This is a genomic window from Inquilinus limosus DSM 16000, assembly GCF_000423185.1.
GTDB classification, from domain to species: domain Bacteria; phylum Pseudomonadota; class Alphaproteobacteria; order DSM-16000; family Inquilinaceae; genus Inquilinus; species Inquilinus limosus.
In genome coordinates this window covers 55,477-69,499 of the sequence record NZ_AUHM01000031.1, presented here as the reverse complement: position 1 = coordinate 69,499, position 14,023 = coordinate 55,477, and the positions used below count along the sequence as shown (strand labels likewise).

The window sequence follows — 14,023 nt, the reverse complement described above, 5'->3', positions numbered from 1 at the left end:
GCGCCAATGATGGTCACAACGACAAAAGGAGGCCCGGTATGTCCTATGCAGACGGTTTCGTGGCGGCGGTGCCGAAGGCGAAGCTTGAGGAATACAAGGAGATGGCGCGGAAGGCGGGCGCGGTGTGGAAGGCCCACGGCGCTCTGGCCTATGTCGAATGCATCGGCGACGACGTGCCCTATGGCGAGCTGACCTCCTTCCCGCGCGCGGTCCAGGCCAAGGAGGACGAGGTCGTCGTCTTCGCCTGGATCGTCTACGAATCCCGCGCCGCGCGCGACGAGATCAACAAGAAGGTGATGGCCGATCCGCGGATGGAGATGGGCACCGCCGCCCCGCCCTTCGATGGCAAGCGCATGATCTATGGCGGATTCGAGGTGTTCCTGGAGCTGTAAGGAACGGAGGTCTGCCCATTCGTCATCGCGAGGCGCGCAGCGCCGTGGCGATCCAGCGGCACCGCCCCCTGGATGGCCACGCCCCTTCGGGGCTCGCCATGACGGCTGTGGGGAGTCCCGGTCCGCTACTCCGGATCGCGGTTGAACTGGCCGGCGCCGGCGACCGGCGCCAGCCAGGGCTCGCGCCGAATGATCCAGCCCTCGCGGGTCGGCCGCAGGTCGCCCGGCGCCTCATCCAGCGCGCCGAGCAGGATCTCCACCATGTCCTTGCCCTCGGCCGGATGGAACAGGCGCGAACCGCAGACCGGGCAGAAGCTGCGGCCGCGATGGGTGCGCACCTCCCCGGTCACGGCGAAGGCGTCGCGCGGCCAGTCGGCATAGGCCATGGCGACCGAGCCGGTGGCCTTGCGGCATTCGGTGCAGTGGCAGATCCCGACCACCAGCGGCTCGCCGCGCAGGGTGAAGCGTACGGCGCCGCAGCTGCAGCCGCCCTGGCGCAGGCGCACGCCGCCGGCATCGGCCCGCGGCTCCGGCCGCCGCACGGGATAGTCGCTCATCAGGCCCTCCCCGGGATGGACAGGGAGTCAACGCCCGGCGCACGGCCTTTCTTCCGCAGCAGCCCGTGCAGCAGGGTGTCCAGCGCTTCGACCGCCGCCCTCGCCGCCGCCTCCGGATCGGGAGCGTTGGCGATCCACAGCGCGGCCTGCAGCATGGCGCCGTTCAGCAGGCGCGCCGTCGCCTCCGCCGGAACCGGCACGATCACGCCGTCCGTCGCCAGCTGCTGCAGCGTCCCGGTCATCGAGCGGATGCATTCGCCCTGGTTGGGCCAGGTCGAGGGATCGCCCAGCACCGAAGGGCCGTCGCGCATCAGGATGCGCTGGATCTCAGGCTCCAGCGCCATTTCGAGATAGGCGGTGCATTCGGCGACGAAGCCCTGCCAGGGATCGGCGGCGCGACGCGAGACCTGCTGCAGCCGCGCGCCCATCTCGGCGTCGATCTCGGCCACCACGGCCTGCAGCAATCCCTTCTTGTCGCCGAAATGGTGGTAAAGGGCGCCGCGCGTCAGGCCGGCCTCGGCGGTGAAGTCGTCCATCGAGGCTTCCGCATAGCCCTTGGTGCCGAAGGCGTGCCGGGCCGCGCGCAGCAGCTTGGCGCGGGTCTCGGCGATCATTTCGCTGCGGGGTCTGCGGGCCAATGCCCCTCCTTTCACATACTCGCCGTATGCTAATTGACATACGTCTCGTATGCAATTATCTGGTTCACATACGTCGCGTATGCCAGTACTGCTGTCACCAGCGGAGTCCGCCATGCCCAACCCCTATGCCGAGATCTTCCGGGCCCCCGGCGCCAAGGCCTTCTCGGCCGCCGGCTTCATCGCCCGGCTGCCGCTGGCGATGGTGACGCTGGGCATCGTCACCATGTTGTCGCAGGCGCGCGGCGAATACGCGCTGGCCGGCGCCGTCTCCGCCACCTTCGCCCTGTCGAACGCCCTGATCGCGCCGCAGATCTCGCGGCTGGTCGACCGGCACGGCCAGGGCCGGGTGGCGATCCCCGCCACGGTCGTGACCGTGGCGGCGCTGGCCGGGCTGATGCTGGCCACCCGCCTCGGCGCGCCGGACTGGACCCTGTACCTGTTCGCCGTCGGCGCCGGCGCCATGCCGAGCATGACGGCGCTGGTGCGGGCGCGCTGGACCGAGCTGTACCGCGACACGCCGCAGCTGCGCACCGCCTTCGCCTTCGAATCCGTGGTCGATGAGATGATCTTCATGACCGGGCCGATCCTCGCAATCGGGCTGAGCGTCACCGTCTTCCCGGAGGCCGGCCCGCTGGCGGCGACCCTGCTGCTGGCGGTCGGCGTGGCGCTGTTCAGCCGGCTGAAGGCGACCGAGCCGCCGGTGCATGCGGCCGAGGCCGGCCGCGGCCGCTCCGTCATCCGGCTGGGATCGATCCGGGTGATCGGGCTGACCATGGTCGCGGTCGGCGCCATCTTCGGCACCGCCGAAGTCACCGCCGTCGCCTTCGCCGAGGCGCATGGCCACACCGCCGCCGCCAGCCTGGTCCTGGCCGCCTATGCGCTGGGGTCGCTGATCGTCGGGCTGGTGTTCGGGGCGATCAGGCCGCGGATCTCGCTGAGCGCCCAGTTCCTGCTGGCGATCGGCCTGGCGGCGCTGACCACCCTGCCGCTGCTGGTCGTCGACAGCATCCCGGCCCTGGCGCTGGTGCTGTTCCTGGCCGGCGCCGCCGTGTCGCCCACCATCATCACCGCCATGGGGCTGATCGAGCGGCTGGCGCCGCCGTCGCAGCTGACCGAAGGAATCACCTGGGCGATGACCGGGGTCGGCATCGGCATGGCCGTGGGCTCCTCGATCTCCGGCCGGGTGATCGACGAGCTCGGTGCGGCATCGGGGTTCTGGGTCTCGGTCGCGGGCGGGGCGACGGCGCTGGCGGTCGCCCTCCTCGGCCAGCGCTGGCTGCGGGAGCGCGGGACGGCGGCGCGGCCGGCGATGGCCTGACCGAGCGTTCATCAAATGTAGGTTGGGTTCGCGGCACGCGAACCCAACATTCCGCCCTCATTGTTGGGTTCGCCTGTGGCGAACCCAACCTACGCGATGACCTCAAAGATGCGGCCCCAGCAGCGACAGGTCGGCGGGGCCGAGCCGGTCCTTGGCTGTGCGCAGCTGGTGCCAATAGGGATACAGCACCGGCGGCGCGCTGACCTGGTCGAGCTGCGCCCGCTCCTCCGCCGTCAGCACCAGATCCGCGGCGGCGAGATTGTCCTTGAGCTGAGCCTCGGTGCGGCCGCCGATGATCACCGACGCCACCGCCGGCCGGCCGAGCAGCCAGGCCAGCGCCACCTGGGCGCCGGAGACGCCGCGCGCCTCGGCGATCCCGACCAGCGCGTCGACGATGGCCCAGAGCCGGTCCTCGTCGCGGATCGGCGGCTCGTCCCAGCCGGCGAGCTGGCGCGTGCCCTCCGGCGTCACGCCGCGCCGGTGCTTGCCGGAGAGGAGGCCGCCGGCCAGCGGGCTCCACACCAGGATGCCGAGGCCCTGGTCGATCGAGACCGGCACCAGCTCGTACTCCGCCTCGCGCGCCTCCAGCGTGTAGTGGATCTGCTGGCTGACGAAGCGCTGGCGGTGCGTGCGGTCGCTGACCGAAAGCGCCTTCATCAGGTGCCAGCCCGAGTAATTCGAGGCGCCGATGTAGCGGACCTTGCCCTGACGCACGAGGGTGTCGAGCGCGTCGATCGTCTCCTCCAACGGCGTCTGCCCGTCCCATTGATGGACCTGGTACAGGTCGATCACGTCGGTCTTGAGCCGCCGCAGGCTGGCCTCGCAGGCCTCGATCAGGTGGTGGCGCGACAGGCCGCGGTCGTTCGGCCCGTCGCCCATCGGGAAGCGGGCCTTGGTGGCGATCAGCACGCCGCCCTTGCGCCTGCCGCCCAGCACCTCGCCGATGATCTCCTCCGACGCGCCGGTGGAGTAGACGTCGGCGGTGTCGATCAGGTTGACGCCGGCGTCGAGGCACAGGTCGATCTGTCGCCGCGCCTCGTCGACGCCGGCATTGCCGACCTTGGCGAAATTGCCCTTGCCGCCCATGGTCATCGTGCCGAGGGTGATGGTGGAGACCTTGAGGCCGGACCGGCCGAGCAGACGGTATTCCATGGCGCGCCTCTTGCTGTCGGGATCTGGTCCAGTCCTAGACCCGCGGATTTCAGCGTTCCAACGGAAAGATCAGATCGCATTCAGCGCCCGCAATGCTGAATGAGCGGCTGCGGTTGCGCCGCCGGGCGGCGGCCTTCACACTTCCCCGCCCGGGCGACCGCCAGGACCTGCCATGCGCGCCACCATCGCCATCCCGGTCACCGTCCATCCGACGCCGGAGGCGCTGGGCCACGCCGTCGCCCAGCGCATCCTGGGCGGGATCGAGCGGGCGGCGGAGGAGAGCCGGCCTTACCTGCTGGGCTGCCCCGCCGGCCGGTCGGCCAAGCCGGTCTACACGGCGCTCGGCGCCTTGGCCGGGATGACGCGGTTCGACCTGTCGCGGCTGGTGCTGGTGATGATGGACGAGTACCTGGCCGAGGGCCCCGACGGGCCGGCGTTGTGCGATCCGCGGGCGCATTACAGCTGCCGCCGTTTCGCCGAGCAGGAGATCCGGGCGGTGCTGAACGCGAAGCTGCCGACGCCGCGCCGGATGCCGGACACCGCCGTCTGGTTCCCCGACCCGGCGCGGCCCGAGGCCTATGACCGGCGGATCCGCGAGGCCGGCGGGGTCGACCTGTTCCTCCTGGCCAGCGGCGCCGGCGACGGCCACGTCGCCTTCAACCCGCCGGGCAGCCCGGCCGAGGGCGGGACGAGCATCGTCGAACTGGCGGAGCAGACGCGGCGCGACAACATGGCGACCTTCCCGGGCTTCGCCGATATCGCCGAGGTGCCGCGCCGGGGCGTGACCGTGGGCCTCGGCACCATCGCCGGCCTGTCGCGGGCGGCGCTGCTGATCATCCATGGCGGGCACAAGCGCCAGGCGGTGCGGCGGCTGCTGGAGAGCCGCGACTTCGAACCGGACTGGCCGGCCACCATCCTGCACCGCTGCCGGCACCCGGAGATCCATCTCGACGCCGCCGCGGCGCGGGAGGCGGCGTGACCGGGCCGGCCCCCCGACGCCCCGCGCCTCAGCTGAACACGGCCTCGTAGAAGCGCAGCCCCTGCGCCTTCGCCGCGTCCACCGCCGCCGGCACCACGGGGTTGATGAAGACGCCCTCCATCAACCCCTTGGACGGGTGCCGGATGTTGTAGACCTGCGAACCGAGATCCGGCGACGCCGGCGCCGTGAACAGGATCGCGAAGGGATGGCGCCGCAGCAGGCCGGGCGATCCATAGGGCGAGAGGCGGACGGCCATCAGCGTCGCCTCCACCCGCCCGCCCGGCCCCTCGACCACGAAGGTCTTGCCGCGATGGTCCTTGAAATCGTCGAAGCTGAGCTCGGCGAGCATCGGTCCATCTCAGTCCCGCGGCGGGTAGATGCCTTCTATCGCGATGATCCAGTTGATCGCCAGATAGGGCGGCAGGATCGGGGTCGGTTGGCTGCCGCCGGTCATGCCGGTGGAACCGCTGACCGAGAGCTTCAGGGCAACCACAGGCGTGGCGGTGTTGTTGGCGAAGGTGTTGACGTCGACGGACCCGCCGGTGCTGGGGTCGGTGAAGTTCGGCGCGCCCAGGATCGAGGTTTCGGTTGCCGCGGTCTGGACGGTGCTGCCCGTGCCGGTCGCCACGGTCTGGACCGCGGCCAAGGGCGACCCGTCATGGACATGCGCCGGCAGGTTGTTCGTGGTCAGGGTGACGTTCTCGGAGCCGCTCATCTGTCCGAGAACGTAGGAGCTCAGCCCCGGCCCCTGGCCGACGCCGATCGGCACGCGGCTGGCCAGATTGGGCAGGGCGAAGGTGGTCTGACCGTTGCCGCCATAGGTGGTGCCGAGCAGGCTGAACAGCGCGGTGTTCTGCGAGATCGACAGGATCTGCCCCTGGCAGAAGGCCCAGCCGCGCGGCGCGAAATTCGGGGCCCAGCCCATGATCGTGGCGAGATAAGATTCCATCTGAAATGCTCCTGAGTATGGATCGACAATGCGCCCAAAGCGGGATGCCGGTTCCGCGCCATCAACAGGAGGGCTCGGAACCGGCATCGGCGACGATAAACGAACAGAAATATAGTTCCAATCTCAATCGATTGAATAACTTATTATGCCAATTGGCCGGCACAAATCCAATAGGAAGATTTCACCGCGCCAGCCAGCCGCCATCGACCGGCAGCAGCGCGCCGGTGACGTAGCCGCTGTGCGGTGAGGCCAGGAACAGCGCCGCCGTCGCGAGATCCTGCGGCACGCCCCAGCGGCCGGCGGGAATGCGATCGAGGATCTGCCGGGTGCGCACCGGGTCGGCGCGCAGCGCCTCGGTGTTGTCGGTCTCCATATAGCCGGGGGCGATGGCGTTGACGGTGATGCCCTTCGGCGCCAGCTCGTTCGCCATGGCCCGGGTCAGCCCGGCGATGCCGTGCTTGGCCGCGGTGTAGGACGGCACACGGATGCCGCCCTGGAAGGACAGCACCGAGGCGACATGGATGATCCGCCCCTGGATGCCCTGCCCCGCCATGTGGCGGGCCACCGCCTGGCTGAGGAAGAAGACGCTCTTCAGGTTCACCGCCATCACCGCGTCCCAGTCCGCCTCGCTGAACTCCAGCAGGTCGGCGCGGCGGATGATGCCGGCGTTGTTGACCAGGATGTCGATCCGTCCCAGCCGGGCGACGATGTCGGCCACCACGGCGTCGAGCCCGGAGGAGTCCTCGAGATCGCGCACCACCTCGACGAAGCGGCGGCCGGTGGCGGCGATCGCCGCCGCCGTCTCCGGCATCGGGCGAGAGCCGAGCCCGGCGATGTCCGCCCCGGCCTCCGCCAAGGCCACGGCGATGCCGCGGCCGAGGCCGGTGCGCGCGCCGGTGACCAGCGCGACCTTGCCGGTGAGATCGAACAGATCGGTCACAGCAGGTCCCCCATGGCGACGAAATCCATGTCGGTGAAGGCCTGGTTGTCGCCGGCCATGCTCCAGATGAAGGCGTAGGACGCGGTGCCGGCGCCGCAATGGATCGACCAGGGCGGCGACAGCACCGCCTGCTCGTTGCGGACGACGAGGTGGCGGGTGGCCGAGGGCCGGCCCATGAAATGCATCACCACGGCGTCGGCCGGCAGCTCGAAGTAGAAATACGCCTCCATGCGCCGGTCGTGGGTGTGCGCCGGCATGGTGTTCCAGACGCTGCCGGTGTGCAGCCGGGTCAGCCCCATCAGCAGCTGGCAGGTCGGCAGCACCTCCGGATGCAGGTACTGGTGCAGCGTGCGGCGGTTGCTGGTCTCGGGCGCGCCGAGCTCCTTCGCGATCGCCTGGTCGCGGGCGACCACCCGCGACGGCAGCCCGGCATGGGCCGGGGTCGAGTTGATGTAGAACTTCGCCGGATTGGCCGGATCGTCGCTGGCGAAGGCGACCGAGGCGATGCCCTTGCCGAGATAGAGCGCGTCCTGCGGCCCGACCTCGAACACGGTCTTGTCCGCGGTCACCCGGCCCGGCCCGCCGACATTGATCAGGCCGAGCTCGCGCCGCTCCAGCAGCGTGGCGCTGCCGACCAGCTTGGCCAGATCCTCGCCGACCACCAGCGGCTTGTCGGTCGGCACCGCGCCCATCACCAGCATCCGGTCGTAATGGGTGTAGGTGGCGGAGAGCCGGCCCGGGACCATCAGTTGCTCGATCAGGAAATGCCGGCGCAGATCCTCGCCGTCCAGCATCTCGGCCTGCTCGTAATGCACCGCCTGGCGGGTGGTCGGGGCGTCGGTCGCGGTCATGCCTGTCCTCTTCGATCTATCGGCTGCGGCCCGGGGCGGGCTCGTCGAACAATTCGGGATGCTCGGCCTCGATCCGCGGCAGCGCGCGCAGGATCTCGGTCAGATGATGGCGCATCGCCTGCTCGGCCGCGTCGGGGTCGCGGGCGTCGATCGCGGCCATGATGGCGCGGTGCTGCTCGATCAGCGGCAGCATCGCCTCCGGGCCCGGCAGAGTCAGGGTGCAGATCCGGTCCATATGCGCCTTGATGTCCTCGACCGCCATCCAGGCCAGGCCGCAGCCGGCGCCCTCGGCGATGGCGATGTGGAACAGCTCGTCGGTGCGCTGGAAGTCGCCGTGGTTGCCGCGGGACGCCGCCTTCTCCTGGGCGTCGAGCAGGTCGTCGATGCGCTCGCGGCTCGACCGGTCGAAGCCCTCGCAGGCGCGCCGCACCAGCGCCACCTCGACCGCCTCGCGGACGAAGCGCGCCTCCGCCATCCGCCGCACCGAGAGCTTGACCACCACCGTGCCCCGCTGCGGCAGCACCTCGACCAGCCGGGTCTTGGCCAGCGCGATCAGCGCCTCGCGCACCGGCTGGCGCGACACGCCGTGGCGCTGCGCGATCTCCTGCTCCGACAGCCGGGCGCCGGGCGGCAGCTCCAGCGCCACGATGGCGCGGCGCAGCTCGCGCTCCAGCCGGCGGGCGACGGATTCGAAGCTCTGGCCGGGGTCGATCTTCACGCGGGTCCTGCCTTCCGTTGCCGCCTTGCATAACAGCCCATACTACCATACACAAGAATGCAGATCAGCTGACGGAGCCTTCCATGAGTTCGAGCCGCGACCTGGCTATCGCCTTCACCGAAGCGCGCCGCGCCGGCCGCGCCCTGTCGGACTATCCCGGCACGCTGCCGCCGGACCTTCCGACCGCCTATGCGGTGCAGGAGGAGGCGATCGGCCTGTGGACCGATGCGCTGGTCGGCTGGAAGGTGGCCGGCATCGCCGACACCTGGCGGCCGCGCTACGACGCGCCGCGCCTGGCCGGGCCGGTCTTCGCCCGCAACCTGCGCGACGCGCGCGGCGGCCCGGTGGAGACGCCGGTGATCCCGGGCGGCTTCGGCGCGGTCGAGGCCGAGTTCGTGCTGCGGATCGGCCGCGACATCCCGGCCGAGGCCCGGCCGCGGGCCATCGAAGAGGTACGGCCTTTCGTGGAGTCGATCCATGCCGGGATCGAGATCGCCGGCAGCCCGCTGGCGACGCTGAACGACCTCGGCCCCGGCGCCGTGGCCAGCGATTTCGGCAACAATGCCGGTCTGGTGATCGGCCCGGCGATCACGGATTGGGACAGCCGCCCGCTCTCCGACTGGACGGTGCGGACGCGGGTCGACGGCGGGGTGGTCGGCGAGGGCAGCGCCGCGCGGGTCGCCGGCGGCGGACCGATCGCCTCCCTCGCCTTTCTGGCCGAGCATCTCGGCCGCCGCGGCCGGGCGCTGCCGGCCGGAAGCTGGGTGCTGACCGGCATGACCACCGGCGTGCACAAGGTCGTGCCCGGCCAGCGGGCGCAGGCCGAGTTCGACGGCGTCGGCACGGTCGAGGTGCTGGTCACCGCCGCCGGCGGCTGAGCCTCCAGCGCCGGGGCGGCGCGGCCGGCTCGCCCGCCGCATGCGCCTCCACCGGCATCGGGCGGCGCGGCCGATTCCGGGCGATCGCCGTGCTGCCGTGCTTGGCCTTCTCCTCCGGCTCGACATGGATGCTGATGACGGTGCCGGGGCCGATGTCCCGGCGCAGCGTCGCCTCGATCCGGTCGCAGATGTCGTGCGATTGGGAGACGGTCATCGCCCCCGGCACGACCAGGTGGAAGTCGATGAAGGTCAGCCGCCCGGCGTGCCGCGTGCGCACGTCATGCGCCTCGAGCGCGCCGCTGCCGGTGCGCGCGATCGCCTCTCGAATGCGCGCCAGGGTCTCCGGCGGCACCGCCTCGTCCATCAGCCCGGCGACCGAATCCCGGACCATGACGTAGCCGGACCGGAGGATGTTGACCGCCACCAGCGCGGCGAGGATGGGGTCGAGGATCAGCCAGCCGGTCAGGGCCACCAGGCCGACGCCGATCAGCACCCCGCCGGAGGTGTAGACGTCGGTCAGGACGTGCCGGCCGTCCGCCGCCAGCGCCGGGGCGCGCAGGCTCCGCCCCCAGCGCAGCAGAGCCCAGCCCCAGACGCCGTTGACGGCCGATGCCGCCCCGTTGATCGCCAGGCCCAGCGCCGGCGCGTCGATCGGGCGGGGGTCGAGCAGGCCGGACCAGGCCTCGCGCAGGATCGACAGGGCGGCCAGCACCACCAGCAGCCCCTCGAACACCGCCGAGAAGTACTCGGCCTTGGTGTGCCCGTAGGGGTGGTTGGCGTCGGCCGGCCGGGCCGAGATCCACAGCGCGATGAAGGCCGCGCCGGCGGCGACCACGTTGATGATGCTCTCGAGCGCGTCGGAATAGAGCGCGACCGAGCCAGTCACCCAATAGGCCGAGAATTTGAGCCCGAGCACCAGCGCCCCGACGAAGACGCTGGCCAGCGCGGCCTTCGAGGCGCGGTCCATCAGCGGCCGCGCCCTGTTCCGGGACGCCGGCAACGTTGCACCGACAGCTTCATCTGGAACCCGGACATATCTCTCTAAGCCTCGGCTAAGAAGTGTGGCGCACCGAATTTAACTATTTGATATTAAAAGGTTTTATTTGCACACACCACATCCTCGTGCCGCACCGGCCCGAGCTGAGGATTCCGGAGAGAAGGCCACCGGGACGCGAGGACTTTCCGGGCTGCGCGGTGCATGATGGCACCAAGCGCCATCGAGCGCGCAGTCATGGGAGGAGGATATGGGGCCGGCCGTTCTGCCGTCCGCTCTGTCGTCGAACGGCTATGCGCTGGACTGCAGCCCGGCGCGGCTGGGCTGGTTGAGGCCGAGCGACCCGGCGGAGGACATCGCGGCGCTGCGCTCGCGCTACGACGCCGAGGGCTACCTCTGGCTGCGCTCGCTGCTGCCGCGGACGGCGGTGCTGGAATTCCGCCGCCACGTCTTCGCGCAATTCGCCGAGTTCGGCCTGCTGGCCGAGGGCTCCGAACCGGTCGAAGGCAAGGCGTCCGACCGCCCGCCCGATGCCGCAGCCCGCGGCCGGCTGATGGAGCTGGTTCGGTCCTCGGCCTTCGAATCCTTCTGCCTGATGCCGGAGCTGTGGCGCTTCGTCGACCGGCTGATCGGCGGCATGAGCATGCTGCACCGGCGCAAGATCCTGCGCTTCACCCGGCCCGGCGACCCGGCCTCGACCGGCGCGCATTACGACCTGATCTATCTGCGCGCCGGCACCGACCGGCTGGTCACCGCCTGGATCCCGATCGGCGACGTGCCGGCGCGGATGGGGGGCCTGCTCTATCTCGAAGGGTCGCACAGCCTCGGCCGCGAGATGGAGGCGGAGTTCAGCCGGAAGAACGCCGGGCTGTCGCCGGAGGAGCGGATCAGCGCCTACAACCGCAACATGACCGAGACCGGCTGGATCTCGAAGGACCTGCCGGCGATGGCGGAGCGCTTCGGCACCCGTTGGCTGGCCGCGGACTACGCCGCCGGCGACGTGGTGCTGCACAGCCCCTACATGATCCACGCCGCGACCCGCAACGACGACCCGGACGGGACCATGCGCCTGTCGGCCGACATCCGCTTCCAGGACATCCGCGACGAGGCCGATCCGCGCTGGGGGCAGCATTGGAGCCTCAAGGACGGGCTGTAAGTAGAATAGTCCGTCATGGCGAGCGAAGCGTGGCCATCCAGTCCCGCAGCCGGAGCAGGCCCGACCATTCTGGATGGCCACGCCCCTGCGGGGCTCGCCATGACGATGAAAGGGGACCGAGCAAGCACCTCCCTCACCCACCCCCACGGTAGAGAATCCGGAACTGCCGCGGCGGCATGGCGAAGTGGCGGCTGAAGGCCTCGTAGAAGCGCGACACCGAGCCGAAGCCGGATTCGAAGGCGACCGTGACGATGTCGGTGTCGGTCGACAGCAGCAGCGCCTGCGCCACATAGAGGCGCTGGCGCGTCAGGTAGCCGCCGATGCTCAGGCCCAGCGCCTCGCGGAAGATCGCCATCGCGTAGTTCGGATGCAGGCAGACCGAGGCGGCCACGTCGGAGACCGAGATCGGCTCGGTCGCATGCGCGGCGATGAAGCCGGCCATGGCCCAGACCTTGGCGTGCCGGCCCTCGGAGGCGGCGGCGCCGTCGCCGGTGTCGCTCAGCACCTCCCAGCCGCACAGGTCGGTGCGCCGCAGCCGCTGCTCGATCTCCTGCCGCACCAGGGCGGTGATCCGCTCGTCGCCGCGGTTCAGCTCGGCATGCCAGTGCTCGAACTGGGCGGCGTCGAAGGGCAGCGGCGCCCGGTCGCCGATCATGCCGCCGCCCAGCACCGCACTCTTCAGCCGCGACCCCAGCGCGGCGCTGAGGAACATCTCGATCGGCAGATAGAGGCAGACGAAGCTGGCCGGGCTCGACACCTCGATCGTCTGATGCGGGATGGCGCCCCAGAAGAACACGAAGTCGCCGGCCCCCATGGTCACGCGCCGGCCGTTGAACAGATAGGTCGTGGCGCCTTCCAGCATGAAGTTCAGCTCGATCTGGCTGTGCTGATGCGCCCGCCGCATCACCAGCACCTCGCGCCGCGCATCGGCGCTGACGATGCGCTCGGACAGGCCCGGCAGTCTCGGTATGCGTGCAGTCGAGGCTCGGCTCATCGTCAACCTTAGGATCCCGGAAAAATTCGTCCCTGGACGGGACGACATGCGGAAACCATCGGATTCATACTCCCCGCGCAAGGCGACGATAAGCTCCGCGAAGCGGGTCCCGCCTGTGGCAGGCTGGACCCGTCCGTCGGACCCAGACACGAGGCCAACACGAGGGAGGACCCTATGAGCAGACTCGGCAGGATCGCCGGAATGATGTCCGGTTTGGCCGGCGCGGCCGTCTTAGCCCTGACGGCGCCCGCGATGGCGCAGTCGGACCTGAAGGGCGAGATCACGGTCTGGAGCTGGAACGTGGCGGCGACGGCCCTGAAGGCCGTGGTCCCCGAATTCAACAAGGCCTATCCGAACATCAAGGTGACGGTCGAGGACCTGGGCAACCAGCCGGTCTACGACCGCGGCCTCGCCGGCTGTTCGGCCGGCGGCATCAACATGCCGGATGTCTACTCGGTCGAGAACCACGAATCCGAGGTGTTCTGGGCCCGCTTCCCCGACTGCTTCCTGGATCTGAAGTCGCTGGACCCGAAGGAGGCAGACCTCCTCGCCAAGTTCCCGAAATTCAAGCTGGCGGAGCTGACCGTCGGCGACAAGATCTACGCCATGCCCTGGGATTCCGGCCCGGCCGTGGTGTTCTACCGCCGCGACATGTACGAGGCCGCCGGCGTCGACCCGGCCAAGATCCAGACCTGGGACGACTTCATCGCCGCCGGCAAGGCGGTGCTGGCCAAGGCCGGCCCCGACGTGAAGTTCGTCTCCACCAACAGCGGCGCGACCAACACGGCCTGGTTCCGCATCCTGGCGAACCAGGCCGGCTGCGCCTTCTTCGACGACAGCGGCGAAAACATCACGGTCAACCAGCCCGGCTGCGTCCAGGCGCTGGAGACGGTGAAGAAGATCACCGATGCCGGCCTGTTCATGGAGGGCGACTGGGACGGCAGCCTGCAGGCGATCAAGGCCAACCGGTTGGCCAGCTCGGTCTTCGGCGCCTGGTACGAGGGCTCGATCCGCGGCAACGCGCCGGAGCTGAACGGCAAATGGGGCGTCTTCCAGCTGCCGGCCTTCGAATCCGGCGGCAATCGCGCCGCCAATATCGGCGGCTCCTCGCTGGCCATCCCGGCCTCGTCGAAGAATCCGCAGGCGGCCCTCGCCTTCATCAACTTCGCGCTCGGCCGACCCGACAGCCAGATCACCCAGCTCAAGGCCTCGGGCCTGGTGCCGACGCTGCCGGAAGCGATCCAGGATCCCTTTGTCCAGCAGCCGCTGCCCTACTGGGGCGGCCAGAAGGTCTGGGAGGTGGTGCTGTCCACCCTGCAGCAGATCAAGCCGGCGCGCGGCACCCAGTACTTCGCCGAGGCCGACAACATCGCCGACGGCATCCTGCTGGCCTATCTGAAGGGCAACGGCAAATCGGCCAAGGAGACCCTGGACGAGGCGGCCGAGCAGATCGCCGCCGCCACCGGCCTGCCGGTCGCTGAGTAATGGGGCGCCGAGTGACGGGGGC

16 protein-coding genes are annotated in these 14,023 nt (G+C 70.0%); 6 read left to right on the top strand and 10 right to left on the bottom strand.

The window, feature by feature from the left end; translation table 11 throughout:
• Positions 1 to 38: 38 nt before the first annotated feature.
• On the top strand, positions 39 to 392 hold the full coding sequence (locus G537_RS0123200; protein ID WP_026872155.1) for a DUF1428 domain-containing protein: 354 nt from the start codon (positions 39 to 41) through the stop codon (positions 390 to 392).
• A gap of 125 nt (positions 393 to 517) precedes the next feature.
• Here G537_RS0123200 and G537_RS0123195 read toward each other — a convergent pair whose 3' ends face one another.
• Together G537_RS0123195 and G537_RS39440 are read right to left on the bottom strand one after the other, a co-directional pair.
• Complete coding sequence (locus G537_RS0123195; RefSeq protein WP_245579088.1) at positions 518 to 949, bottom strand: GFA family protein; 432 nt, start codon at positions 947 to 949, stop codon at positions 518 to 520.
• Entirely contained in the window at positions 949 to 1,587 is a 639-nt protein-coding gene (locus tag G537_RS39440) for a TetR/AcrR family transcriptional regulator (RefSeq protein WP_245579087.1), read from the bottom strand. The genes G537_RS0123195 and G537_RS39440 overlap by 1 nt, the downstream gene beginning before the upstream one ends.
• A gap of 112 nt (positions 1,588 to 1,699) precedes the next feature.
• Between G537_RS39440 and G537_RS0123185 the strand changes: the two genes are divergently transcribed.
• Positions 1,700 to 2,905, top strand: a complete 1,206-nt coding sequence (locus G537_RS0123185; protein ID WP_026872153.1) for an MFS transporter — start codon at positions 1,700 to 1,702, stop codon at positions 2,903 to 2,905.
• Positions 2,906 to 3,007: 102 nt separating this feature from the next.
• Here the strand turns inward: G537_RS0123185 and G537_RS0123180 are convergent, their stop codons facing one another.
• Entirely contained in the window at positions 3,008 to 4,057 is a 1,050-nt protein-coding gene (locus tag G537_RS0123180) for an aldo/keto reductase (RefSeq protein WP_026872152.1), read from the bottom strand.
• 172 nt (positions 4,058 to 4,229) lie between these two features.
• On the opposite strand from G537_RS0123180, the gene G537_RS0123175 reads away from it, so the two are divergent.
• Positions 4,230 to 5,036 (top strand): 6-phosphogluconolactonase, encoded by an 807-nt coding sequence (locus G537_RS0123175; protein ID WP_034852721.1) that lies wholly within the window; start codon positions 4,230 to 4,232, stop codon positions 5,034 to 5,036.
• A 28-nt stretch (positions 5,037 to 5,064) separates the two neighbouring features.
• Here G537_RS0123175 and G537_RS0123170 read toward each other — a convergent pair whose 3' ends face one another.
• From G537_RS0123170 to G537_RS0123150, 5 genes are all read right to left on the bottom strand, one after another.
• Complete coding sequence (locus tag G537_RS0123170; RefSeq protein ID WP_026872150.1) at positions 5,065 to 5,385, bottom strand: DUF6916 family protein; 321 nt, start codon at positions 5,383 to 5,385, stop codon at positions 5,065 to 5,067.
• Between the two features lie 9 nt (positions 5,386 to 5,394).
• Complete coding sequence (locus G537_RS0123165; protein ID WP_026872149.1) at positions 5,395 to 5,985, bottom strand: phage tail protein; 591 nt, start codon at positions 5,983 to 5,985, stop codon at positions 5,395 to 5,397.
• Between the two features lie 181 nt (positions 5,986 to 6,166).
• Complete coding sequence (gene kduD / locus G537_RS0123160) at positions 6,167 to 6,925, bottom strand: 2-dehydro-3-deoxy-D-gluconate 5-dehydrogenase KduD (protein WP_026872148.1); 759 nt, start codon at positions 6,923 to 6,925, stop codon at positions 6,167 to 6,169.
• Positions 6,922 to 7,776, bottom strand: coding sequence for a 5-dehydro-4-deoxy-D-glucuronate isomerase (kduI, locus tag G537_RS0123155; protein WP_026872147.1), 855 nt, complete (start codon positions 7,774 to 7,776; stop codon positions 6,922 to 6,924). The genes kduD and kduI overlap by 4 nt, the downstream gene beginning before the upstream one ends.
• A gap of 16 nt (positions 7,777 to 7,792) precedes the next feature.
• A complete protein-coding gene (locus tag G537_RS0123150) occupies positions 7,793 to 8,494 on the bottom strand; it encodes a GntR family transcriptional regulator (protein ID WP_026872146.1) in 702 nt (233 codons plus the stop codon).
• Positions 8,495 to 8,577: 83 nt separating this feature from the next.
• On the opposite strand from G537_RS0123150, the gene G537_RS0123145 reads away from it, so the two are divergent.
• A complete protein-coding gene (locus G537_RS0123145; RefSeq protein ID WP_034852719.1) occupies positions 8,578 to 9,372 on the top strand; it encodes a 2-keto-4-pentenoate hydratase in 795 nt (264 codons plus the stop codon).
• On the opposite strand, the gene G537_RS39435 is transcribed toward G537_RS0123145, so the two are convergent.
• Complete coding sequence (locus G537_RS39435) at positions 9,353 to 10,339, bottom strand: cation diffusion facilitator family transporter (RefSeq protein ID WP_064742197.1); 987 nt, start codon at positions 10,337 to 10,339, stop codon at positions 9,353 to 9,355. The two genes, G537_RS0123145 and G537_RS39435, sit on opposite strands and share 20 nt — an antisense overlap.
• A 277-nt stretch (positions 10,340 to 10,616) precedes the next feature.
• On the opposite strand from G537_RS39435, the gene G537_RS0123135 reads away from it, so the two are divergent.
• Positions 10,617 to 11,522 carry a phytanoyl-CoA dioxygenase family protein gene (locus G537_RS0123135; RefSeq protein WP_026872144.1) on the top strand — a complete coding sequence of 302 codons (906 nt, stop codon included), beginning with the start codon at positions 10,617 to 10,619 and terminating at the stop codon, positions 11,520 to 11,522.
• A gap of 133 nt (positions 11,523 to 11,655) precedes the next feature.
• Here G537_RS0123135 and G537_RS39430 read toward each other — a convergent pair whose 3' ends face one another.
• On the bottom strand, positions 11,656 to 12,516 hold the full coding sequence (locus G537_RS39430) for a helix-turn-helix domain-containing protein (RefSeq protein WP_162146141.1): 861 nt from the start codon (positions 12,514 to 12,516) through the stop codon (positions 11,656 to 11,658).
• A gap of 201 nt (positions 12,517 to 12,717) precedes the next feature.
• On the opposite strand from G537_RS39430, the gene G537_RS0123125 reads away from it, so the two are divergent.
• Complete coding sequence (locus G537_RS0123125) at positions 12,718 to 14,001, top strand: ABC transporter substrate-binding protein (protein WP_026872143.1); 1,284 nt, start codon at positions 12,718 to 12,720, stop codon at positions 13,999 to 14,001.
• The last annotated feature ends 22 nt before the right edge of the window (positions 14,002 to 14,023 follow it).